The 21,925-nt window shown below is 55.8% G+C and carries 22 protein-coding genes; all 22 read right to left on the reverse strand.

The window, feature by feature from the left end; all coding sequences use genetic code 11:
• Nucleotides 1–304, reverse strand: a 304-nt coding sequence (locus EPIR_RS14345) for a contractile injection system protein, VgrG/Pvc8 family (RefSeq protein WP_048697747.1), incomplete at its 3' end; no start/stop codon positions are given.
• 423 nt (nucleotides 305–727) lie between these two features.
• Nucleotides 728–1,162, reverse strand: a complete 435-nt coding sequence (locus EPIR_RS14350) for a hypothetical protein (RefSeq protein WP_048697749.1) — start codon at nucleotides 1,160–1,162, stop codon at nucleotides 728–730.
• Between the two features lie 165 nt (nucleotides 1,163–1,327).
• Nucleotides 1,328–1,762, reverse strand: coding sequence for a hypothetical protein (locus EPIR_RS14355; protein ID WP_048697754.1), 435 nt, complete (start codon nucleotides 1,760–1,762; stop codon nucleotides 1,328–1,330).
• A 277-nt stretch (nucleotides 1,763–2,039) separates the two neighbouring features.
• Nucleotides 2,040–2,474: a hypothetical protein gene (locus EPIR_RS14360; protein WP_048697757.1), complete on the reverse strand. Its 435-nt coding sequence runs from the start codon at nucleotides 2,472–2,474 to the stop codon at nucleotides 2,040–2,042.
• A 137-nt stretch (nucleotides 2,475–2,611) separates the two neighbouring features.
• Complete coding sequence (locus tag EPIR_RS18380; protein WP_023656184.1) at nucleotides 2,612–3,046, reverse strand: hypothetical protein; 435 nt, start codon at nucleotides 3,044–3,046, stop codon at nucleotides 2,612–2,614.
• Between the two features lie 336 nt (nucleotides 3,047–3,382).
• Nucleotides 3,383–4,792 carry a serine/threonine protein kinase gene (locus EPIR_RS14365; protein WP_023656185.1) on the reverse strand — a complete coding sequence of 470 codons (1,410 nt, stop codon included), beginning with the start codon at nucleotides 4,790–4,792 and terminating at the stop codon, nucleotides 3,383–3,385.
• Between the two features lie 29 nt (nucleotides 4,793–4,821).
• Nucleotides 4,822–7,437 (reverse strand): type VI secretion system ATPase TssH, encoded by a 2,616-nt coding sequence (gene tssH / locus EPIR_RS14370; protein WP_023656186.1) that lies wholly within the window; start codon nucleotides 7,435–7,437, stop codon nucleotides 4,822–4,824.
• Between the two features lie 96 nt (nucleotides 7,438–7,533).
• Nucleotides 7,534–8,598, reverse strand: a complete 1,065-nt coding sequence (gene tssG / locus EPIR_RS14375; protein ID WP_023656187.1) for a type VI secretion system baseplate subunit TssG — start codon at nucleotides 8,596–8,598, stop codon at nucleotides 7,534–7,536.
• Nucleotides 8,595–10,469 (reverse strand): type VI secretion system baseplate subunit TssF, encoded by a 1,875-nt coding sequence (gene tssF, locus EPIR_RS14380; protein WP_023656188.1) that lies wholly within the window; start codon nucleotides 10,467–10,469, stop codon nucleotides 8,595–8,597. The genes tssG and tssF overlap by 4 nt, the downstream gene beginning before the upstream one ends.
• An 18-nt stretch (nucleotides 10,470–10,487) precedes the next feature.
• Nucleotides 10,488–11,054 (reverse strand): type VI secretion system baseplate subunit TssE, encoded by a 567-nt coding sequence (gene tssE / locus EPIR_RS14385; RefSeq protein WP_023656189.1) that lies wholly within the window; start codon nucleotides 11,052–11,054, stop codon nucleotides 10,488–10,490.
• Nucleotides 11,051–11,872 (reverse strand): type VI secretion system accessory protein TagJ, encoded by an 822-nt coding sequence (locus EPIR_RS14390; protein ID WP_023656190.1) that lies wholly within the window; start codon nucleotides 11,870–11,872, stop codon nucleotides 11,051–11,053. The genes tssE and EPIR_RS14390 overlap by 4 nt, the downstream gene beginning before the upstream one ends.
• A gap of 9 nt (nucleotides 11,873–11,881) precedes the next feature.
• Nucleotides 11,882–12,886, reverse strand: a complete 1,005-nt coding sequence (locus EPIR_RS14395; protein WP_023656191.1) for a hypothetical protein — start codon at nucleotides 12,884–12,886, stop codon at nucleotides 11,882–11,884.
• A 17-nt stretch (nucleotides 12,887–12,903) separates the two neighbouring features.
• Nucleotides 12,904–13,698, reverse strand: a complete 795-nt coding sequence (locus EPIR_RS14400) for a PP2C family protein-serine/threonine phosphatase (protein WP_048697760.1) — start codon at nucleotides 13,696–13,698, stop codon at nucleotides 12,904–12,906.
• Entirely contained in the window at nucleotides 13,698–15,530 is a 1,833-nt protein-coding gene (gene tagH / locus EPIR_RS14405) for a type VI secretion system-associated FHA domain protein TagH (protein ID WP_023656193.1), read from the reverse strand. Before tagH ends, EPIR_RS14400 begins: the two co-directional genes overlap by 1 nt.
• Nucleotides 15,531–15,653: 123 nt before the next feature.
• Nucleotides 15,654–16,022 (reverse strand): T6SS amidase immunity protein Tai4 family protein, encoded by a 369-nt coding sequence (locus EPIR_RS14410; protein ID WP_023656194.1) that lies wholly within the window; start codon nucleotides 16,020–16,022, stop codon nucleotides 15,654–15,656.
• Between the two features lie 387 nt (nucleotides 16,023–16,409).
• A complete protein-coding gene (locus EPIR_RS14415) occupies nucleotides 16,410–16,778 on the reverse strand; it encodes a T6SS amidase immunity protein Tai4 family protein (RefSeq protein WP_023656195.1) in 369 nt (122 codons plus the stop codon).
• Nucleotides 16,763–17,242, reverse strand: coding sequence for a type VI secretion system amidase effector protein Tae4 (locus tag EPIR_RS14420; protein WP_023656196.1), 480 nt, complete (start codon nucleotides 17,240–17,242; stop codon nucleotides 16,763–16,765). Before EPIR_RS14420 ends, EPIR_RS14415 begins: the two co-directional genes overlap by 16 nt.
• Nucleotides 17,243–17,320: 78 nt before the next feature.
• A complete protein-coding gene (locus tag EPIR_RS14425; protein ID WP_023656197.1) occupies nucleotides 17,321–17,803 on the reverse strand; it encodes an Hcp family type VI secretion system effector in 483 nt (160 codons plus the stop codon).
• A gap of 268 nt (nucleotides 17,804–18,071) precedes the next feature.
• A complete protein-coding gene (tssC, locus tag EPIR_RS14430; protein ID WP_023656198.1) occupies nucleotides 18,072–19,571 on the reverse strand; it encodes a type VI secretion system contractile sheath large subunit in 1,500 nt (499 codons plus the stop codon).
• A gap of 3 nt (nucleotides 19,572–19,574) precedes the next feature.
• Nucleotides 19,575–20,111: a type VI secretion system contractile sheath small subunit gene (gene tssB, locus EPIR_RS14435; protein WP_014542291.1), complete on the reverse strand. Its 537-nt coding sequence runs from the start codon at nucleotides 20,109–20,111 to the stop codon at nucleotides 19,575–19,577.
• 63 nt (nucleotides 20,112–20,174) lie between these two features.
• The gene (gene tssA / locus EPIR_RS14440; protein WP_023656199.1) at nucleotides 20,175–21,194 is read right to left on the reverse strand and encodes a type VI secretion system protein TssA; all 1,020 of its coding nucleotides are present in this window, start codon (nucleotides 21,192–21,194) and stop codon (nucleotides 20,175–20,177) included.
• A gap of 17 nt (nucleotides 21,195–21,211) precedes the next feature.
• Nucleotides 21,212–21,922 carry a type VI secretion system-associated protein TagF gene (gene tagF / locus EPIR_RS14445; protein ID WP_048697763.1) on the reverse strand — a complete coding sequence of 237 codons (711 nt, stop codon included), beginning with the start codon at nucleotides 21,920–21,922 and terminating at the stop codon, nucleotides 21,212–21,214.
• Nucleotides 21,923–21,925 lie beyond the last annotated feature (3 nt).

Genomic DNA, 21,925 nt, shown 5'->3' on the forward strand with positions numbered 1-21,925 from the left:
GCTTCAGCGGCCACAGATCCGGCTCCATCACCAGGGTGTACACCGCATAGCGCGTGCCGCCCAGCTCCTGACTGCTGACCGAGACTTTGGTGATTTTGCCGTTCAGATAGCGCGTGCTCAGCAGCCCCTGGGTGGGAATGGAGACGACGATCGGCTGGCCGAGCAGCGCCTTGCGCTCAATGCGCGCGTCGGTGCTTAACAGCTGCACGCTCAGTTCAAATGACTGTGACAGCGCTTCGCGCCCACTCAGACGCCAGAACAGCAGGCCGTCCATCGGCAGCTGCACGGTGATACGGTCAAACATAACTCTCTCCTTAAAGCAGCACCCGCAGCATGGCGGGCGCGATTTTTTTTAGCAGCCACTGGCGACGACAGGGCCTGAATAGCGCATATACCTGCTATTTTTTAAATTATTGGGATATAAACGCTAACGTGACAGGGAATGATATCAGAGGGGGAAGTCAACGAATTTGGGGAACCCGGACAGTTCAGATACGCATTATCTTAACGCAGAGTGACCGGGCCAGGCCACTTATCACCTGTCAGTCATTCTGACTCTTTAATAATAGCTATGGTTGACAAAATCAGTTCCAGGCAACGTTTATTCGCTTCATAATGATAATCTATTTCCAGAAACGCTGCTGCACCTCTTCTTACGTAAAAGATGGTTTCAGCGGAAAGTCAAAACCATATTTAATGCTCATTGAAATACCTCAAGTACAGATGATCAGGCCAGCCAGATACCATAAAATATTAATACACTACCTAATGAGACTGCAAACTTAGCGAGTAGCAGAAGCCCGGGAGAAACCCTTTGCGAAAATGATGATATTTCATCATAGCTATGTTCATTATATTTTTGGTGAAATGACATAATATTATTAAAAATTGTACATAGCATAATCACAAGGAATTTTAAACCCAAGATAGAGGTGAGTGCCCCACAGAATTTTATCATAAAAATACCTGCTATTTCTTTAGGAACTGATGGAAATAGTGCAAACACTACCTTTAAAATAAAGGCTAATACAAAAGCACCTAAAATTACAGAAAGAAACATCAGACCAAATTTAATCCATGCCTTCCTGTCAAAGAAGTCATCTCCATTCCAGATATAAAACAACACACTTATCAGAGAAAATATAAAACCAGTTACAAACATATTATTATTAACCTTGGCGGGATATTTAGCAACGGATAGCCCCTGACACAATTCAAAATATCGTTTTATTCAAAAATATGGAGCGCAGATGATTTAAAAATTGATTTTTCATGAAAATAGCCAGTTGAAAAACCACTTTACAAGAACAGTTTACGCACGAATAAATCAAGACAACCAGACGCCATACAACATCAGTGCACTGCCAAATGAAACCACATACTTTGCTAACATCAGTAGCGTTGAGCCAAGTTCCCCTGCCAGTGATGATAATGACTGATAATTACCTTTATTATAACCCAGGTGGAACCCTATGATTTTACCAAACAAAGTGCATAACATGACCACAAGAAATTTCGTTCCCCATAGGCATAAAAAAGATCCTGTTATAGAGACCAGTACCGCTTTCACTGTACTGACCGGCGCAAAAGGCCACACTGAAAGAATAAACTTTAGAATGACCACAACTGCAAAAGTAACTACAAGGATTAAAACCGGCTTCAATGCAAAAAACAACCATTCCTTCTTATTAAAGTCATCCTTCCCATTCCAGATATAAAATAATGATGCAGTTAGAAACAATAAAAAACCAATCCATTTCATTTTAAATTAATCTTATTGAAATCAATTGCCAATTAATACACTTACGTAGACAGCGGTTATAACACTATCAAATTTATCGGCCGACACCTTGTTGGTTTTGTACCTTTTCCTTCGCCTGAAGATGAATAGTCAAAGATCAGCTTAGTGACAACTCTGCGACTGCGTCACCCTTCCGCACCCAGGAATACTGAGTGCGGAAGGGTGTGCTTTAAATTATTCAATACTGATAAAAACGGATTTTCGCAATGACACTTAAAGTTAAAAAAAAAAGGAATAATCAGCTCAACCAGATACCATAAAATGCCAAACCGCCACCCAATGAAACTAAGACTTTTGTCAGTAACAGAAGCCCCGGGGCAAGTCGGTAAGCGAAAGATGATAATTTATCATAGCTTTCAACATTGTATTTTCGATGAAATGCCATAATCCTGCTAAACATCGTGTATGCCATTATAACAACTAACTTCATTCCCAAGACGGAAAAAATAGACATAAAGACTTTCATTAATAAACCACCTGCTATTTTATTAGAGAAAGCAGGTATTAACGCAGTTACACCTTTAAAAATAAAACCCAATATGAAAACACCGATAAAAGCAGCGAGGAATTTCAGAAGAAATTGAAACCACTTACCTTTATTGAAATCATCATTACCATTCCAAACATAATATAACGAACCAACTAAAGATAATAAAAATGCTACAGCGCCCATTTAAACCCCTGAAAAATTCAATCCCCAATTAACACCGTTGTACAGCCACTGCTGCACTTTATCTTGCGTAAAAGAAAATTTCAGCGGAAAGTCAAAACCATATTCAATGCTCATTGAAATACTTCAAATGCAGATGTTCAGGCCAGCCAGATACCATAAAATATTAACACGCTGCCACATGAAACAACACATTTCACCAGAATAAGCAATGACGGGGAAAAAACGTTTGAAAGAGATGAAAACGCTTGGTAATTTTCTGAGTTATATTTTTTATGAAATCTCATGAATCCTAAAAACATCGTACATAACATGACTACAAGGAATTTCATTGCCAGAACAGCCGTAAAGGATGCTCCAACGGCCATAGTTAAAAACTTCGCCGTGGAAACAGTAATGACAGGCCACACCAGCATAATATTTTTTAATGCAAAACCAAATATAATAGTCCCAATAATCACTCCAATAAAACTTAGACCAAATAGCAACCATGATTTTTTACTAAAATGATCTTTCCTATTCCAAATATAAAGCAATGATACAGTTAGAAAGAATAAAAACCCAAGCCATTTCATTTTAACTTAATCTTATTGAAATTAATGACCAAATAACACATTCGGTGGCTATAACACTATCAAATCTTTCGGCTTTCATTTTCATATTGCCCAAAGTGAGGTCGGTGAGGACAAATCCCAACGAAGCGGTATCTGAATCACCATCGCCGGTTTTATCCCCCACGCCGACAGAATCTCTGACAATGATCCCGCCCCCCTGTTACGAACAACTTGATCTGTCGCCTTTTTCCAGTCGATTCCAGTGAAATTTGACTTCTATCCGGGCATATCTATCGCCCCGGATCGACGACAGAGGAACTCCAGGAAAACAGCGCCCGCGTTGCGGCGGGCGAAGGATTAGCTTTGCGGATTTAACAGCCACGCACCTTCGTGTTCGATGGTGATGGTCTGGCTGCGCGTCTGGCGGCCGTTGGAGATGCGGAACTGGTATTCACCCGGTGGCAGTTGCAGGGTGGCAAAACCGTTGGGGGATGGCATCAGCGCTTCGGCCTTGCCGTTGATTTCCACCTGCTCACCGCGTGCCAGCTGTAGCCAGACCTGGGCTACCGGTGCAGGCGGCGGAGCGACCGGGGCCTGTGCCGCTGGCTGCTGCGCCGGAACGGCGGCCGGGGCAGTTGTGGCAACCTCAGCTGCCGGTGCCTGGCTGGTTTGCGGCTGCGTATCGTCACCGCCCGAATTCAGCAGCGCACCCACGCCAATCCCCACCAGCACCCCGGCGGCGATCAGCCCCGGCAGCTTGTAGCGCTGTAGTTTGTTCACCGCAGGCGGCGTGGGTTCTTCATCCTCAACCGCCACCAGCATGGTGCGGGATGCGCCGACTTTAACCTCATGAATGGCGTCGAGATCGGATTCTTTCAGCTCCATCAGTGCTGCCAGCTGGTCAACGGTCTGCGGACGATCTTCCGCCTGTAGCGCCAGCGCCCGGTCGATGGCGGTCAGCAGCGGCAGCGAATAGCCCGCCGGACGGCGCTGCGCTAACGGCTGGTAGTTATCCTCAATGCTGCGCACCACGCTGACCGGCGGCGGCGTACCGACAATCAATGTATGCAGCACCGCGCCCAGCGCGTAAATATCGGTCCAGGTGCCCTGCTCACTTTCATTATCATCGCTGTACTGTTCGATAGGCGCAAAACCCGGCTTGAGCATGGTTTCGGTTTCATCGGACAGGTTGCCAATCGCCTTACGCGCCGAACCAAAGTCCAGCAGCACCGGTACGCCGTTATCCTGAATCTGGATATTATCCAGTGAGATATCGCGGTGCAGGTAGCCTTCCCGGTGAATAGTATTAATGGCACCAAACAGCGGCGGCAGCAGCTTGCGGATCCAGGCTTCATTAATGATTTCCGGGCGCTGCTGTTGCAGGCGCGACAGGGTGGTGCCGCTGTAGAAGGCCGTGCCCATGTAGGCGGTATCGTTCTGCACCCAGAAACGCAGCACATGCAGCAGGTTCGGGTGGGTAAAACGTGCCAGCAGGCGTGCTTCCTGAATAAAGCTGTTCAGCCCGGCATGGAAGGTCTTGCTGAAGTGTTCGCTACGCAGTACCAGCGTCAGGTCGTCGTTGCGCACCGCCAGCGAGGCGGGCATAAATTCTTTGATGGCGATAGTGCGTTCCAGCTGATGATCGCGCGCGCGGTAAACAATGCCAAATCCGCCACCACCAATCACCTGCTCGATTTCAAACTCATTGAATCGGTAGCCAACCGGTAGTGCATTGGGCATCGTCTGGCTGTTATCCTGTTCTGACATAATTGATAACTCTCTGATAGCTAATGGCTTTACGCCTCAAACTGACACTGAAATTCGCCCTGGTGTAACGAGACGCGCAGGCGACGGTATTGTTCGTCGCGCGCGCTGGCAGACAGCAGCATCTGGCTCATTTGCGGCAACAGGGTATTGGTAAGAATGGCGTCGACCATGCGACCGCCGGACTCCACTTCGGTACAGCGCTGAACAATCTGGCTAATCACGCTGTCATCCACTTCGGAGATGATACCGTGATTCTCCTCCAGCCGCCGCTGAATACGCTGCAATTGCAGACGCACAATGTTAGCCAGCACCTCATCACTCAGCGGATAGTAAGGCACCACCAGCAGGCGGCCCAGCAGCGCCGGAGGGAAAACCTCCAGCAGCGGTGGGCGCAGCGCCCCGGCCAGATCCTCCGGCTGCGGCATCAGCTCCGGGTCGGCACACATGGCGCTGATCAGCTGCGTACCGACGTTAGAGGTGAGAATGATGATGGTGTTGCGGAAATCGATATGCCGCCCTTCGCCATCTTCCATCCAGCCCTTATCAAACACCTGGAAGAAAATTTCATGCACGTCCGGGTGCGCCTTTTCAATTTCATCCAGTAGCACCACGCTGTACGGGCGGCGGCGTACCGCTTCGGTCAGGACTCCGCCTTCACCGTAGCCGACATAACCCGGCGGCGCACCTTTCAGGGTGGAAACGGTATGCGCTTCCTGGAACTCACTCATATTGATGGTGATAATATTCTGTTCGCCGCCGTACAGGGTTTCCGCCAGCGCCAGCGCGGTTTCGGTTTTACCCACCCCGGATGGCCCGCACAGCATAAAGACCCCGACCGGCTTGTTAGGATCGTCAAGGCGTGCGCGCGAGGTGCGCACCCGTTTGGCGATCAGGTCAAGCCCGTGGCGCTGACCAATCACCCGCTGATTAAGGGTATCCGCCAGCTTGAGCACCGCATCAATTTCGTTTTTCACCATGCGCCCCAGCGGAATGCCGGTCCAGTCGGCGACCACCGCCGCCACCACGTTGGCATCCACCGCCGCAAACAGCAGCGGGGCTTCGCCCTGAAGTTCACGCAGCTGCTGCTGGCGTTCGCTAAGCGCGCTATGCAGGCTCGTCTGGTCTTCCACCGTCTCTGCACTCAGCTGCCCGCGCAGAGCGATAATGCTATCCACCAGCGCGCGCTCCTGCTGCCAGCGTTCGTTTAGCCTGTCGCGCTGTTCGGCCAGCTCCGCCAGCTGCTGCTCCAACTGCGCCACGCGTCCGGCCTCGCCGATGCCCACTTTCGCTTCACGTCCAGCGATATCGCGCTCAATCTCCAGCGCATGAATGCGATGCAGGCAGTCTTCCAGCTGCGGTGGCTGGGCGCTCTGGCTGACGGCAACGCGCGCGCAGGCGGTATCCAGCAGCGCCACTGCCTTATCCGGCAGCTGACGCGCCGGGATATAGCGATGGGAGAGCTTCACCGCCGCAGAGACCGCCTCATCCAGCAGCAGGACGCGGTGGTGCTGTTCCAGCGGGCTGACGGTACTGCGCAGCATCAGCAGCGCTTTCTCCTCGTCCGGCTCGTGCACCTGCACGGTCTGGAAGCGGCGGGTCAACGCCGGGTCTTTCTCAATATACTTTTTGTACTCCGCCCAGGTGGTGGCACCGATGGTGCGCAGCTGGCCGCGTGCCAGCGCCGGTTTCAGCAGGTTGGCGGCATCGCCAGTACCCTGCTGACCGCCCGCGCCGACCAGAGTGTGGATCTCATCAATAAACAGGACGATCGGCGTCGGGCTGGACTGCACTTCATTAATCAGCGCCTGAAGGCGCGCCTCAGATTCGCCCTTCATCCCGGCTCCGGCCTGCAACATGCCGATATCCAGCAGCCACAGCTGCACCTGCTGCAACGGTTCAGGTACGTCGCCTGCGGCGATACGCAGCGCCAGCCCTTCCACCACCGCCGTTTTGCCTACCCCGGCCTCCCCGGTGAGTAGCGGGTTGTTCTGGCGGCGGCGCATCAGAATATCCACCATCTGGCGGATCTCCTGGTCGCGCCCAGCCACCGGATCGATCTTGCCATCGCGCGCACGCGCCGTCAGATCCTGCGCGTACAGCGCCAGCGTACCCTGCTGCTGTGGGACTTCACCGCCGGTAGTCTGCGGCGCTGCGCTGACCTGTTGTGCCTCTTTGCTGTCGCCAAATACCTGATCAAACTGCTCCAGCAGCACATCAACGCTGATGCGGCTGAACTGCGGCGAGATGCCTTTCAGCAGGTTGGCGAGGTTAAAGGTTTTCAGCAGGCCAATCAGCAGGTGACCACCACGGATCTGCTGTACGCCAAACTTCAGCGAACCGTAAACCCAGGCGCGCTCCACCGCGCTGTCGATATGTTCGGACAGGTCAGAGACCGCGCTGGCTCCGCGCGGTAATCTGTCGAGCGCCGCCACGATATCCCGTGTCAGCGCCTCTTCATCCAGTGAAAAATGGCGGATAAGCTGCTGAAGATCGCCGCCCTGATGCTGCATCAGCTGGTGCAGCCAGTGCACCAGCTCAACATAGGGGTTACCGCGCAGTTTACAAAACGCGGTGGCGCTCTCCAGAGAGGTAAATAACAGCGTATCCAGTTTGCCGAACAGTACGGCGCGGCTGATTTCTGACATGATTGATCTCAGTAGTTAATGTTCTGTTTAAAAACGGCATGATTGCGCAGCGTGCAATCATCATCAGACGGCAGTTTGATAAGCCCGGCGCAAGGTTCACCGCACAATGTTCACCTGCGGCTCCGGGCTAAAGGTGAGATCGCTGCGGTGCTGTGGCGTAGCCGGCTGTCCCAGCCAGCTGCTGTATCCCAGCCGGGATGCACCGCCGAGGGTGACGCCCTGCACATCGGCGGCGTCCAGGATCAGCCGCACCTCCCAGAGAAATTCAATGCCCAGATACTGACGCACCCAGTCGCGCAGCTGCTGCGCCCAGGGTTCGCCGGGCAAAAAACGCTGATAGCGGGTCATGGGCAGAGGCCCGAGATCGAGGCGAAATTTGTGCTGCACATCACGCACCGCCACGCCGAGAAAGGCCGATACGCCGAGGCGCGGTTTACGCCGTCCGGCTCCGAGGCTGGCGCGGTCGCGGCGATCGACCGGCTGCCAGTGGGGCACGTTTTCCACCAGCCGCACCGGAACCTCAAAGTAATGACTGAGGACTTTTTGCAGTCCCTCGGCATCGCGTGCGTGACGGGTCAGATGCCCGGCCAGCGCCAGCCGCGAATGCGGGCTGAGGCTGCCCTGTTTTAGCTGCCCCGGCTGCCCCATGCCGATCAGGCTGGCGAGCCAGCGCTCAAACTGACGTTTTTCCGCCCGGTCCAGCGCCACCGTGGGCTGCGCATCGGCCCATGCGCGGTAAAACAGCAGCGTCAGGCGATGGTGGAACAGGTCGGTAAAGGCGCTAAGGCTGTTGTCCTGATGGTGGTCGCTGCGCTCACGCGCATATTCCGTCAAATGGACAGGCAGCGGGCCGTTAGGGCCAAACAGGCCAAAACTGTAGATTGAGACATCGTGCAGCGCAGTGCCGTCACGCGGCGTCACGCTGGCGATGGCCGCCGGGGCAAAGGCCAGAGACGGCCGCTGGCCGATGCGCAGCGGCTCGTGGCGCGGCAGCGGGGCGCGCCCCAACGGGTAGCGCTGACCGCCCTGTGCATCCAGCCGCCGCAACAGCTGGAACAGATCGTAGCGCCAGGGCGTGGCGCACAGCGCCGTCCAGAAGTCCGGCGGCAGACGATGCAGCCGGTGAATTTTCTCTCCCTGCGCGGCGGGCTGCCGTGTCATATCAGTCTCCTTTTGCCCATGCGTGGAGCCCAATAGCCGACCTCGCCGCGTTGCTGACTGGTCAGCGTCATTTCGGTAAAGGTATTGATCGCCACCAACCGCGAGAACACCCGCTCCAGCACGCTGCCAAGTAACCACGGGCTGCTGCCGGAAAACGCCTGCTCGTCCACCTCCAGCTCAATGCCGATGCCACGGGCAAAGACAATCGGGCCTGGCTCCGGCACGCGCCGGAACACCGGTTTCAGCTGGCAGTGGCGAATGCCGTCGATCTGGCGTGCTGCAGCGGCCTCGGCCAGGTTGGCATACAGGCCAAGCATCTGTCGCAACGCCGCCGCCCCCTGCCCGTCGTCACCATCCATCAGGCTGAGATAGTTCATCTGTAGATGACTGACCAACCGCCAGGCAATTTTCCCCTCCGCCAGCGCCGGACGCGGCGGTGTCGGCCCTTTACGCAGCGTTAGCTGGCGTACCGGGATCGAATCAGGCATCACAAACTGCCCCTGCTGTTGCAGCAGCAGTAACGGCAGATCGCGGCTGGTACACATTACCTCGGCGGTGAGATAGCGCAGATCCTCGTGCCAGGGGGAGTTGTGCTCGTCGACCAGTGACAGAAAGACTTCCGATCCCACATAGCCGGTGCGCGTGCCGAAGCGCTGCGCACGTTCGGACAGGGTGCGCTGTTCGCGCCGCAGCGAGAAGTAAGCCCCGTAGTTGCCGCCGTCATCGCTGAAGGTGCTCCAGAACGGGCGAAATTGCTGCTCCTCGCGCTGGCGCTCGCCGCTGGCGTAGAGCTTCTGCACCGAGTAAATTTCGTAGTCCAGCGGACGGATGTTATCCACCACCAGGTGATATTCGTGCACGCTGTCGCTCAGCTTTTGCCGCTGCGCCACCCGGGGAAACAGGTTAATCACCGGGGTGCAGTGCAGCGCCAGATGGCTGTGGTCAATGACGCGCTCCAGCCCTGGGTTGGCGCTGTCCAGCAGCAAAACGATGTCGAATTCACGCGCCTGCGGGTCACAGGCCTTGAGCAGCGGGCGTAACTGGCTGATGCTGATAAACTGGAAGCGGGCCGGGAAAGCAAAGTACTCCTGCAACAGGCGATAGCCATCAAAGTTGCGCAGATCGTTTGGCAGCAGCGCCTGGTCTGCCGCAAACCCTTCCTGCTGGAGCGCGTCATCACCCAGCGGTGTGCGCTGCGGGTCGCTGCCCACGCTCTGGCAGTAGCCGCCGACATAGTGCTGCATCACCAACTCCAGCAGTTGCAGCGCCTGCATATCCGGCCCGCTGAGGAAGAACATCAGGCTGTCAAAGCTAAGATGGGAAAGCGTGACGCTCTCGTCACAGGCGATACGGATACGCAGGGCGCTGACCGCGCCGCGCTGGCTTAACCCCAGTTCGCCGAGCGGGACATTGGCCGGAATGCCGCCCAGTTCAACGCTGTTAATCCGTACCGGTTGCAGCATCACGTCATGGGCGGTGGTGTAACTACAGGTGACGCCGTTTTGCTTCAGCGCCTGGCTGTCCATCATGGTGCCGCGCGGCACCAGAAATCCGTTGCTGATATCGCCTTTGCGGCTGTCCGGTTGCAGTTCGGCAATCGCCATTGAGGGCGTTGGCGACAGATAGTTCGGCGCAATCATCTCCAGCAGGCGTTGGGAGAAGCGCGGAAACTCGGCATCCATTTTCAGCTGCACGCGGGAGGTCAGAAAGGCAAAGCCCTCCATCAGTCGCTCAACGTAAGGGTCAGCCACCTCGTCGCCGCGCATGCCAAGACGGCCTGCCACCTTTGGATAGCGCCCGGCAAACTCCGCGCCCATTTCGCGCAGATACGCCAGTTCACGGTTGTAATAGTCGAGCTGCTTACTGTCCATGACAATTGACCTTCTTGATTAACCCATATCACGCAGGGCAAAGTGGCCGTTTTCCAGATCCACATCGGTACGAAACAGGAATTCCAGTGGATACGGCACGCACCACAGACGGCCCTTGATCTCAATCGACAGCACGTTGTGCAGGTCGAGCGCGCTGGTGTCAGACACGCAGCGCACCTGTAACCCGGCGGGCAGAATGCGCGGTTCAAAGTTGAGGATCGCCGCGCTTAACTTGCGCTGAATATCCAGCCATTCAATATCCGACATGCGCTGCCCCGCCAGCGGCGACACGCCGAAATTCAGCGTCGAGCGCTGTACATGCGGGAACGGTGACAGATCCTGCTGCGCTTCATTGTTAATGGTATTAAACAGCCATTGCAGGTCGCGCAGTACGTTACGCCGCAGCGCGCTGTGCGAGATCAGCGTGCTGTTCGCCGCTTCGCGCGGATTATCCGGCGCGTTGTCGGTCAGGCGATCGAGCAGCGATGGCTGCATTTTGTCACGAATATTCAGCCCTTCCTGCTGGCGGCGCTGGCGGTAGCCGCCGTGCAGCAATTTATGCCCTTCATCACTGTGCTGGCTCATAAGCCTGGCTCTGCATCGCTAAATGTTAGCGTCTCCATGCCCAGCAGCGGGAATTCGTCGTCGGCGCTGAACCAGCATTTCTGCCCGTGGCCGCTGAACTGCTGGTCATCGCCCGGCAGCGGTTGCCATTCGGTCAACGTGGCCAGCCGGTAGCGATCGTCGGCCTGTTCGGCAAACGGATAGCGTACCGGGATCTGGCACACCTGCTCACTGCCATCCACCAGTCTGACCAGCGTATGCCGCCACACCAGATCGGTAACGCTGGCCGGCGCCTGGAAGCGTATTTCGCTGATGGCGCTGAACGGCAGCCAGCTGTACTGCCCGTTGACGGTAAGTTCGCATATCGGGCCAAGCCGCCCGTCACCGTCGACCAGCCACTCAAAGGCGTGCTGCTCGCCCTGGTGCGCCAGATGACCGGGGTTGAGCTGCGCCGCCTCTAAGGCTGCGGCGCGCAGCTGTTGCGCCTGAGCATTGTCGCCTGCGGTATCGGCCGCCAGCGCTGCCAGCAGTTGCTCCGCCCAACTCCAGGCGTCACCCGGCATACGCGGGGCGGCTTCACCCGCGAATACCGCCGCACGCTGGCGTTCACCGTTAATCGCCTGCTCCAGTAGCGTGACCGTTGGCTGTGCCTGCGGTTTTAATGCCAGCCAGGATTTGAGCTGCGTCAGCGCCCGGCTCCAGTTGCCCGCCAGGCACAGCAGCTGAACAAAACTGGCGCGCAGATCGGCATCGGCAGGCTGGCGTTTTATCTGACTTTCCAGCCGGGACAGGGTTTCAGCCAGCGACTGGCCGTCCATCAGATGTTGTAAAGAGTGCATGGCATGTCCTTAATGCAGAGTACGGAAAGCACCGGCAGCCGGGTCCTGTAGCTGCGGATGCAGCGCGTCCACCAGTTTGATGGTCAGATCGGTGCTATTTTTCAGCAGCGGCGACCACTGGTTACGCACTTCATTCAGGCGTTTTTGCAGGGTGCCGTTATCCGCCGCCTCTGCGGCAGAGATCTGCACCACCAGCATACCGTTCGCCTGCCAGCCGTTCAGTTCGGATGCGTAAGGCAGAACCATCCAACTGTTCGCCAGCTTGCCGTCGTTCAGCACCATGCGCTGATTATTAACCGTCACGATTTGCAGGCTGTTACCCAGCGCCTTGTCATTCAGTCCGGCGACCGGGAAGCCCTGGAGGAAGGTCATCGGCAGATTTTTCGCCGCCCCATGTCCCAGCTGGGTGGTCACGCCCGATCCTTTCAGCCAGCCGTCGCTGCCGCAGCTGACGCCGCCTTTGGCGGGAATAAACAGCGCGCTGGTCTGGCTGCTGCCGCGCCAGTAGGTGCGGAAATGGCAGCCGTCCAACAGGCTAAACTGAACCCACGGCGTGGTATCCGCAGCGGGTGAAAGCTCTTCTGCGGTCGGGGTTGGTGCCACTGCTGGCGTTTGCGCTGGCGGCGTTTCGGCCACCGCCTGCGGCGTAGCAACCGGCTCTTGCGCCGTGGTCACTATCGCCCAGCCCTGCGCTTTGCTGGCACTTCCCGCAGCCAGCTTTTTGCCGCTGTCGTCATTCATCTGCCAGTTAATCTGGTTGAGCGCGGGGCACTGCTTCTGCAAAAAGTTGCCTACCTTTGGCAAATAGTCATCCAGCAGCGCCGGGTCCTTTTTGCCATTGGCCACAATACGCAGCGGCAGTGTGCGCGCGCACCAGCTTTCCGCATTAGTGCTTTTCACGTTATCGATCCAGATATCCAGTTTAAGCGCCGGGGACTGCACCAGCCGAAAATCCTGCGCCCAGGCGCTGGATACCATCGCCAGCGTTAACGCACCTGACAGCCAATATTTCATAAGTTCTTTATCCTGTTTTAATCGCGCAGAGAAATAAATTGTGCCGCTTCCGACAGCGAATGCAGCAGCGTGGTCTCCTGGGGTTCACCCACCCAGACGGCCACCGCGCTGTAGTTGTCCTGCTTGTCGTCCGACTGTTCATCATTCTTTTTAATCATCTGCTGCATTAACGTCAGCCACTCCTGCGGCGTGTTGACCATATGCAGCGACTGCTGCATATGGTGCTGCGACACGCCGTGCCAGAAGCCATCGGTACACAGCAGGAACGCATCGCCATCTTCTATCGGCACCACGTCGCTGTAGCTGGCATCCCTGTCCTCATCGCCCATCCCCAGGGCGAAATAGAGCAGGTTGCCGTTGATGCCGTCGGTCTGATGTCCGGCATCTTTCATCTGCTGCACCAGGCTGTGGTCGGTGGTGACATGATAGAGATAGCCGCGCCGGAACAGATAGAGTCGGCTGTCACCGGCATGCGCCCAGTAGGCAAGCTGGTAATCGCGGTCGATAAACAGACTGACCAGCGTGGTGCCCATGCGGTGGTGGTGCGGATCGGCTTTCTGCCGCTGGCGGATAGCACTATTGGCATCATTAACGTACTGGCGGATCAGCTGCGCGTTAAGGTGCTGCTGACCGTCGAAGCGCTGTAACAGGGTGTCGCGTGCCACGCTGGCGGCGATATCGCCACCGGGCAGGCCCGCCACGCCGTCGCACACCACAAAGCAGGCCGAGCGGTCGCCGACAATATCACCGACCTGATCCTGATTACTGGTGCGCGCTCCCTGATTCGACATTGAGGCTAAGGTGATATTCATCATTCTTCCGATCTGATCTGTGAGTCTTTGTACTGGTTGACTTCCATGTCATAGGCGTGGAGGAAGGCTTCGCCAAACAGCGTATGGAAGTCATCTTCAATCTCGCCAGCGGTTTCACCGTAGCGTTTGCTGAAGTGGTCCCACAATGCCGCTTTGCGGCTGCCCGGCAGCGACAGACGCGAGGTGACGCCCTGCTGGCGCGCCTCCTCTTCCAGCTGCTGCGGGTTAAACGATTGCAGCATGGAGGCGATCAGCGCCCGGATACCGGCGATCATCCCCAGCTGGTGCGCCTGTAAATCGACCAGCGCATCGCGCACCGACTGCTTCGGCGGCATAAAGCCCGGCATGCGGCTGCCAAACATCTGCATCAGCACCGATTTACCGGATGGCAACAGCTTGAACGGGTTGTTGGCCTCGTCGAGGATCACCGTCATTTCAGCTTTTACGCCGCGCTTGAGGATCGAACGCGAAGAGAGCAGCGCCACCGTGCCCTGCGAGAACATGCTGAGCATCTGCCCCAGTTCCTGCATGGCGTGCTGGTCAAAGCGCGGCGTTGGCTGGAGATCCTGAAGGCCCATCCCGCCGATCAGCGCCGCCATCAGGTCGCCATCCAGCATTTCGCCGCCGCTGCCGCTGCTGTGCGCCGTGCTGTTGGCCACCGGGTCGATACTGAGCCGCCCTTTGGGTGGCGGAGTGCTGTTGCGCGCGCGCGCCTGCGGCGTAGGTAACGTAATGCCGCCGTAGTCACCGCTGGCAGAGGGTGCTGCGGGCTGGGCAGAAGGCGCAGGCGGTACGTCAAACAGCGGTGAATCGGCATCAAAGGCGTGCTGCGTTTTGTCATCGCCAAACAGACTGAAATCACTGTCCGGCTGCGGCAGCTCATCTTCCGCAGAGGGTGCTTTTTCCCCGGTGACCGGCGGTGCGGATTCTGGCTGCGGGGGGATAACCGTCTGCTCTGACGCCTGCTGCGGCTTATCCTCTGGCGGCGTCAGCGGCACGGCGCTGCCCATCATCAGACCGAGCGGATCGTCACGATCGACCTGCGGCGCTGCGCCCGCGCCGAACAGCGCCAGCGGGTCCTGCTCATCCTGCCGATTGTCATCCGCGACATGGCTTTTTGCCCCCAGCGGCTGGGACAGCGTGCTGGGGGTTGTGTCATCAAAGATGCTCTCCTGCTTAAACAGCGGATCCTGATTAAACAGGCTATCGGGGGTCGGATCGCGTCGATCGAGGCTTAACGGATCGTTGTTCTGTTCCAGCTGCGCCAGCGGATCGGCCGGATTACGCTCGGCCGCCGCCGGGGCGGTCAATGGGTTGGCCTGGCTTTGCGGCTTGGCTTTGCTGCGGCTGGAGAGGTTATCGGAGATCGAGAACTCCTGAGCCAGGCTGTCCCAGATTTCGCTGGGAATAGCCGCTGGCGCGGCGGCGGCCGGGGCGGGAGCCTGTGGAGCCGCGACCGGCTGCGAGCGCTGCGCTGCGGGTGCTGGCACCGGCTGGCTTAGCGGCTGCGTGGCGGCGCCCAGTTCGCTGACCTGTAGGCGATAGTCATCAATGCCGATGATATCGCCATCCTGTAGCTCGACCTGGCGACCACGCTCCAGCGGAATATCGTTCAGGTGGACGCGCGTCACGTTGCCGCGATTGGTGATATGGCACTCGCCCGTGGCGTTGATATGCACGATAGCCTGTAGGCGTGAAATGGTGCGGTCATCATCCGGCAGCACCAGGTTGTTATCAGCACCACGCCCAATGGTGCCGCCGGGCGGCAGAAAGTCGCAGCTGCCCTGCGGCGGCTGCTGGCCCGGTTTGCTCGTTATAATCGTAAATCGCATAACGTTTTCCTGCTTTTAGGTGGTTACCCGTCTGCATAGGTGATGCAGGGTAATACGGCGGTTAAACTGCGCCGCTCTGGGGGAAAGCGGCGGGGTTTAAGCGCTGGGTTTGGGGCAAAGGTCTTAATCATCATGCTTGCCCTTAAACTCTTTCACCAGGTTATCCAGCTGCTGGCTGTGATAAAAATCAATGCACTTCGCCAGCGTCATCGGTGCGCCTGACTGACTGCCATACTGCTTAGCCAGAAACACCTTACCCAGCTTGCTTACCGCAGTATGTGCTGCCAGGGAATAATCACCAAATTCCAGATAGCCACGGGCAGCGGCGGCGGCATCCTCTTTGATCTCTTTGCTTTGATAGCCCTGAGACAGGCAGGTGCTTAATGCGTATTTTTTCAGATTCGTTTGTGGGTTATATTTATTGCCTGCATACGCGTTACAGCTTGCCTGTAGTGAAAGGATCAGAAAAAAAAGTGATAATAGCTTATTCATTGTGTTCCTTATCGCGCTGTAATGGTCGATCGCTACTCATTTTGAGTTTCTGCTAATTTTTCCATACGTTCTGTCATACTTACAGTCGGCAAATGAGGATCAGAAGTGGGCTATTTTCAGTTTCTACTACGGTGTAATATGGGACATAGCTAATATTATCACTTCAACCCATGAAACACCGTATGAATCTGTATTTATCAAAACTGAATTTTAATAAAACACTCAGATAGCAGCTTGTTCATATTCATCTGGACTTATTTATGTCGTTATATATGCATTACTAAATGGCTATTAATATTTTTATCATTGCTGCATGTCAGAATATAACGTTATTCTCGAGAACAGTTGCAGTGATACAGGTCAAATGCCGGAGAATGAGATGGTGAGTTAATCGTCCTTCTTACCTTCAAACTGTTTCACCAGATTATCCAGCTGCTTGCTATGATAGAAATCGATGCATTTTGCCAGCGTCATCGGCTCACCTGACTGGCTGATATATTGCTTAGCTAGAAAATCCTTACCCAGTTTTCTAACCGCCGTATGTGCCGCAAGGGAATAGTCGCCAAATTCCAGATAGCCTCGAGCGGCAGCCGCGGCATCGTCTTTTACCTCTTTACTCTGATAGCCCTGAGAAACACAGGTACTTAGCGCATAGTTTTTTAAATACTGGCCTGGGGTATAGGCTTCCTTAGCACCAGCTTGGACAGAAAATAATAATGCAACAACCAATGAAATCCATTCTATTTTAAAAACCATATTGAACCCTCATTCGAGATCGGGAAATAACAATGATCGGAGCAAACCGACCCATTCCACAAAGTTGCATGCCCGCTAGCATCACTCCAGCCATTTACTGCAAAAACCAAAATTCCTTTCAGATTTTGAAAATCACCAGGCGTTGGGTTTTTTACTATCTTGTCAGGTTTACCGTATTTTTTATGCATGTATGTCAACAGATCTTTTACACGGTATATGTACCAATTTTTATCACCCCCTGAAACCGTTTTCCAAACGCCTCTTTCGACCTTAGCCCCAGAGTAGTTTAACGTGTAACTCATTCTTATCGCGCAGGCATTAGTAAATCCCTGTGAGGGATCCTGTTCACCTAGAGTGATATTTGCACCGACATTTCCACCTATCTTTTTTCCAACGGATGAAACATCGATATTTATCTCACTGAAGCGCTGCCATGCCTGTAAAAAAGCGGGTCTTATTGCCATAAATTTTCCTTATGAGGCTAAAAGCACTGAAGAAATAAATTGCCCATCCCGTCGTGAATGGGCAATTTGGCTGAATAATTAAGCTTCTTTATTCTCTTTAATATTCCAGCCAGCGCTGCTTTCTGCGCCTTTACCGCCGGAGGTGCTTTGCTCCCAGTACTGCTGTTTCACTTTGGCAGCCTGGAATGCGTAGGTTACGCCCAGAGTATCGTCACCGTCGGAACCGACGAACTGCACGTTGGTGACCAGCACGTCTTCCAGAGTAATACGGGTGTACTCAATCTGAGTGCCGCCCGCTTTACATACGGAGACTTCGACTTTGCCTACGTGCTTACCGCTGGCGCAGTTTTTCAGCAGCGCGGTGACCGCTTTATCGATTTTTGCATTGATGTGCAGATCGTTAAAGTTCACTTTACCGGCACCGCCGCCGCCGCCTACGGACATATTGCCCGGCTGGGTAGCGCCCCAGGAGAAAGAAGTCACATCGATCCAGCCGGTGTGGTTAGAATCTTTAGATTCACCGGTAACACCGTCAACTTTCAAATACATATCAATAGCCATGGTTATCTACTCTCATTAGTTAAGTTATTGCTTTTACCCTGCTTCCTTCAGGAAACCTTTGGGCTTAGATAAAGCACTGATATGGCAAAAGGAAAAATATAAATATTCTATATTTCCCTCTGCCTTGATTCTGAATATCGCGACTCGCGACATATCAGAGAATATAACGATGAATAATATTTTCATTATTCATCGCTAAATTTGCGGGCGATGAGTCTGCCGGATTGGCCAGCAGACCCAGGGCTCATTATTTACTGCGGGGCAGTTATTACGCGTCGTTCGATTTCAGCGATGGCAGTTTAGAGACCAGGCGCAGCGATACGGTCAGGCCTTCCAGCTGGTAGTGTGGACGCAGGAAGAACTTGGCGGCGTAGTAGCCCGGGTTATCTTCGATCTCCTGCACCTGCACCTCGGCAGAAGCCAGCGGCTTGCGTGATTTGGTTTCCTGCGAGGAGTTGGCCGGATCACCGTCAACGTAGTTCATCACCCAGTCGTTCAGCCAGCGTTCCATCTCGTCACGCTCACGGAAGGAGCCAATCTTGTCGCGCACGATGCACTTCAGATAGTGGGCAAAACGACAGCAGGCGAACAGATACGGCAGACGCGCCGCCAGTCGGGCGTTGGCGGTGGCATCGGCATCGTGGTATTCCGCCGGTTTTTGCAGCGACTGTGCGCCGATAAAGGCGGCAAAGTCGGAGTTTTTGCGGTGGACCAGCGGCATAAAGCCGTTTTTCGCCAGCTCGGCTTCACGACGATCGCTGATGGCGATTTCGGTCGGGCATTTCATGTCCACGCCGCCGTCATCGCTCGGGAAGGTGTGACACGGCAGGTTTTCCACCGCGCCGCCGGACTCGACGCCACGGATCGAAGTACACCAGCCAAAATCTTTAAACGAGCGGTTGATATTGGCGGCCATCGCGTAGGCGGCGTTGGTCCAGGTGTAGTTGCCGTGGTTAGCGCCGTCGGTCTGCTCTTCAAAATCGAAGCTGTCCACCGGGTTGGTGCGGATGCCATAAGGCAGGCGCGACAGGAAACGCGGCATCACCAGGCCGAGGTAGCGCGCATCCTCCGATTCACGCAGGCTGCGCCAGGCGGCGTATTCGGTGTTCTGGAAGATTTTGGTCAGGTCGCGCGGGTTGGCCAACTCCTGCCAGGACTCCATCTGCATCACGCCCGGCGCGGTGCCGGTGATAAACGGACAGTGGGCGGCAGAACCGATCCGCGCCATTTCGCTTAGCAGCTCCACGTCCTGCGGGCCGTGATCGAAGTAGTAGTCGCCCACCAGGCAGCCAAAGGGTTCGCCGCCGAACTGGCCGTACTCTTCCTCATAGATCTTCTTAAAGATCGGGCTTTGATCCCAGCTGACGCCTTTATAGCGCTTGAGGGTGCGGCCCAACTCCTGTTTAGAGATGCTCATAAAGCGGATTTTCAGCATCTCGTCGGTTTCGGTGTTGTTGACCAGGTAGCTCAGGCCGCGCCATGCTCCTTCCAGCTGCTGGAAGTCTTCATGGTGGATGATCTGGTTGATTTGCAGGGAGAGCTTCTCGTCGATCTCGGCGATCAGTGCCTGGATGGTGCGGTAAGCATCGTTGGAAACGGTAACGGTATTTTCCAGCGCCTGCTGCGCCAGGGTTTTCACCGCGCTTTCCACCGCCGCGCGCGCCTGGTCGCTTTTCGGCCGGAACTCTTTATTCAGCAGCGCGCTGAACGCGTCCTCGCTGTAGGACTGCTGCTGTAAATCACCGGACTGTTGGGATTGATTGCTCATCGCTTACTCCTTGTTGCCGTGGTCGTCGGCTGCCTTGTCGTCAGCTTTCGGCAGGTGGCTGAGTGATTGCAACAGCGTCGGATCCTGAAGGATTTTGCCAATCAGCTCTTCCGCACCGTTTTTGCCGTCCATATAGGTCAGCAGGTTCGCGAGCTGGGTACGGGCATCCAGCAGCTGGTTAAGCGGCTCAACCTTGCGCGCCACCGCATCCGGCGAGAAGTCTTCCATGCTGTTGAAGGTCAGATCGATGTTCAAACGCCCTTCTCCGGTCAGGGTGTTTTCTGCCTGGAATGCCACGCGTGGCTTGAGCGCCTTCATGCGTTCGTCGAAGTTGTCGACGTCGATTTCAAGGAACTTACGTTCATCGACGCCCGGCTGCGCTTCCAGCGGTTTGCCGACCAGGTCGGACATCACGCCCATCACGAAGGGCAGCTGGATTTTGCGTTCCGCACCATAGATTTCCACGTCGTACTCAATCTGCACGCGTGGCGCGCGGTTACGGGCAATGAATTTTTGCCCACTGGATTTACTGACTGCCATGGTGTTCTCCATTGTGTGTGCGCGTTATAAAATGTTGACGCGGTTAAGACCTGACGATGCAGGCTATGAGTGGTCGCGACGCCCGAAAATTGTCTCCAGCTGGTGTACGCCGTCCGGGGCGAGATCGCGGATTATGTCCATAAAGTCGAGTTCTATCATCCGTTGTACCCGCTCGATCATTAGCGGGGCGGGATGGCTTGGCTCGTGTTGGCTGAAATACTGTTTGACCTTTTCCAGCATCAGCTGCGCATCGCTGCGTGAGCCGAGCTGTACGCTGCGCCAGTCGGCGTGCTGCTGTGCCGTGGGTGCGGCGGCTGGTGCAGGCGTGTCGCTGCTGGCGGCGGTTTCCGCCTGGGGGATCAGGGTACTCAGGTCGGTGGACTGGCAGGCGGCGGCGACGGTATTAATGGTTTTCAGCAGCTGTTCCATTTCTGGCAGCGCCGCTGCGCCCAGCTGTTCAGTCAGGGTTTCGCGGATTGTCAGTAACCGCTCACTTATCTTGACGACGGCATCAATGCCGGGTTGTCCCCCGCGTGCCAGCTCGTCCTGTAGGCGGGCGCGGCCGCCGGGATAGCCGGGGCATTCGGTTTTGCTGCCGTCGAGCAGCGCACAGGCGTCGCGCAGGCTGATTTCATCGGTGGCATAGCGCAGCAGCGGAGCCTGGCGCAGCGCGCTGGTCAGCGCCGAGATGTCACCCAGCGCCGCCAGCGCATTAAGGCGGTAAAATGGATCTTCTACGCCATCTTCTTCCAGTGACGGCCACAGCGGCTGCCAGTAAAGCAGCAGCGCCTGCTGGATCAGTTGCAGGCCGTCGGCGTAGCCGCTCAACCCTTTGAGCTGGGTCCAGGCGCGTGTCAGGGCCAGCATCACGCGCAGGTCTTTGCTGCGCCCCAGCAGATCCAGCGCCAGCCGTTCGACTTTGCTCCAGTCTGCGGGTTCTGCCGGGATAATGGTCTCGCCGAACTGCTGTTCGGCCTTACCGGCACTGGCCTGGTCCATCGCCATGTAGTCGGCGTCATATTCGAGGTTATCCCCACAGGGGCGGTCAGGCGTGATCGGGGCCAGCAGCGCTTCAAGATTCATCGCGTTTCCTTACTCGGTTACTCAAACATCGGAGGATACAGCCCGTTGCGACCGGGCGTTGCGCCCTCCGCCGGGTCGAACAGCATGCTAAACAGCTGGCTGGTAAAGTTGCCGCTGTGCAGATGGGTGTAGAGCGGATAGCCATCGGTGCGGTTAGTCCACCAGAAGCTGGTGTACTGCTGCGGGTTGAAGCAATCGGCCGCCTGCTGCCAGCCCAGCGTATCTTCCTGCTCATCGTAGCCAATCGCTTGCAGAATGCCGGATGCGTCACCTGCCTCCGGTTCCGGCGGGACGGGGATCGCCAGCAGCGCCCCGTCAAGCTGTTCAGCTGAATAACCGTTGCGCACGCCAAGCAGCAGGGTGCGCCCCAGCTGCTGATACCATTCGCCTGCCCGCGCCAGGCGCTGGGGAGACCAGTGCGTCAGGTTATAGCTGAGCAGTGCGCAAACCGGATACTGTCGCCCCACGCTATCGCGCGCGGGCAGCAGGCAGCCCATTTGCACCAGGCGACTGCCGAGCAGCGGCGGAACAACAAAGTTCCATACCGGGGCGCTGGCAAACTGGCGACCGCTGTCCGGGCGCTGCTCTTCGCTCTGCTTCCAGTCCAGCAGCCCCAGCTGGAACCAGTGGCTCCACGCGTTAAACAGCGCATCGGGAAAGCGGCGTTTCAAAAAATCACCGGCACTGGGCAATTTGCCGTACCAGCCAATCGCGGGCGTCTCGCTCATCAT

This window comes from Erwinia piriflorinigrans CFBP 5888 (assembly GCF_001050515.1).
Taxonomy (GTDB): domain Bacteria; phylum Pseudomonadota; class Gammaproteobacteria; order Enterobacterales; family Enterobacteriaceae; genus Erwinia; species Erwinia piriflorinigrans.

Coding starts and splice junctions, on each gene's coding strand:
- EPIR_RS14350 (WP_048697749.1), bottom strand. CDS start 1,162: ATGTTTGTAACTGGTTTTATATTTTCTCTGATAAGTGTGTTGTTTTAT.
- EPIR_RS14355 (WP_048697754.1), bottom strand. CDS start 1,762: ATGAAATGGATTGGTTTTTTATTGTTTCTAACTGCATCATTATTTTAT.
- EPIR_RS14360 (WP_048697757.1), bottom strand. CDS start 2,474: ATGGGCGCTGTAGCATTTTTATTATCTTTAGTTGGTTCGTTATATTAT.
- EPIR_RS18380 (WP_023656184.1), bottom strand. CDS start 3,046: ATGAAATGGCTTGGGTTTTTATTCTTTCTAACTGTATCATTGCTTTAT.
- EPIR_RS14365 (WP_023656185.1), bottom strand. CDS start 4,792: ATGTCAGAACAGGATAACAGCCAGACGATGCCCAATGCACTACCGGTT.
- tssH (WP_023656186.1), bottom strand. CDS start 7,437: ATGTCAGAAATCAGCCGCGCCGTACTGTTCGGCAAACTGGATACGCTG.
- tssG (WP_023656187.1), bottom strand. CDS start 8,598: ATGACACGGCAGCCCGCCGCGCAGGGAGAGAAAATTCACCGGCTGCAT.
- tssF (WP_023656188.1), bottom strand. CDS start 10,469: ATGGACAGTAAGCAGCTCGACTATTACAACCGTGAACTGGCGTATCTG.
- tssE (WP_023656189.1), bottom strand. CDS start 11,054: ATGAGCCAGCACAGTGATGAAGGGCATAAATTGCTGCACGGCGGCTAC.
- EPIR_RS14390 (WP_023656190.1), bottom strand. CDS start 11,872: ATGCACTCTTTACAACATCTGATGGACGGCCAGTCGCTGGCTGAAACC.
- EPIR_RS14395 (WP_023656191.1), bottom strand. CDS start 12,886: ATGAAATATTGGCTGTCAGGTGCGTTAACGCTGGCGATGGTATCCAGC.
- EPIR_RS14400 (WP_048697760.1), bottom strand. CDS start 13,698: ATGAATATCACCTTAGCCTCAATGTCGAATCAGGGAGCGCGCACCAGT.
- tagH (WP_023656193.1), bottom strand. CDS start 15,530: ATGCGATTTACGATTATAACGAGCAAACCGGGCCAGCAGCCGCCGCAG.
- EPIR_RS14410 (WP_023656194.1), bottom strand. CDS start 16,022: ATGAATAAGCTATTATCACTTTTTTTTCTGATCCTTTCACTACAGGCA.
- EPIR_RS14415 (WP_023656195.1), bottom strand. CDS start 16,778: ATGGTTTTTAAAATAGAATGGATTTCATTGGTTGTTGCATTATTATTT.
- EPIR_RS14420 (WP_023656196.1), bottom strand. CDS start 17,242: ATGGCAATAAGACCCGCTTTTTTACAGGCATGGCAGCGCTTCAGTGAG.
- EPIR_RS14425 (WP_023656197.1), bottom strand. CDS start 17,803: ATGGCTATTGATATGTATTTGAAAGTTGACGGTGTTACCGGTGAATCT.
- tssC (WP_023656198.1), bottom strand. CDS start 19,571: ATGAGCAATCAATCCCAACAGTCCGGTGATTTACAGCAGCAGTCCTAC.
- tssB (WP_014542291.1), bottom strand. CDS start 20,111: ATGGCAGTCAGTAAATCCAGTGGGCAAAAATTCATTGCCCGTAACCGC.
- tssA (WP_023656199.1), bottom strand. CDS start 21,194: ATGAATCTTGAAGCGCTGCTGGCCCCGATCACGCCTGACCGCCCCTGT.
- tagF (WP_048697763.1), bottom strand. CDS start 21,922: ATGAGCGAGACGCCCGCGATTGGCTGGTACGGCAAATTGCCCAGTGCC.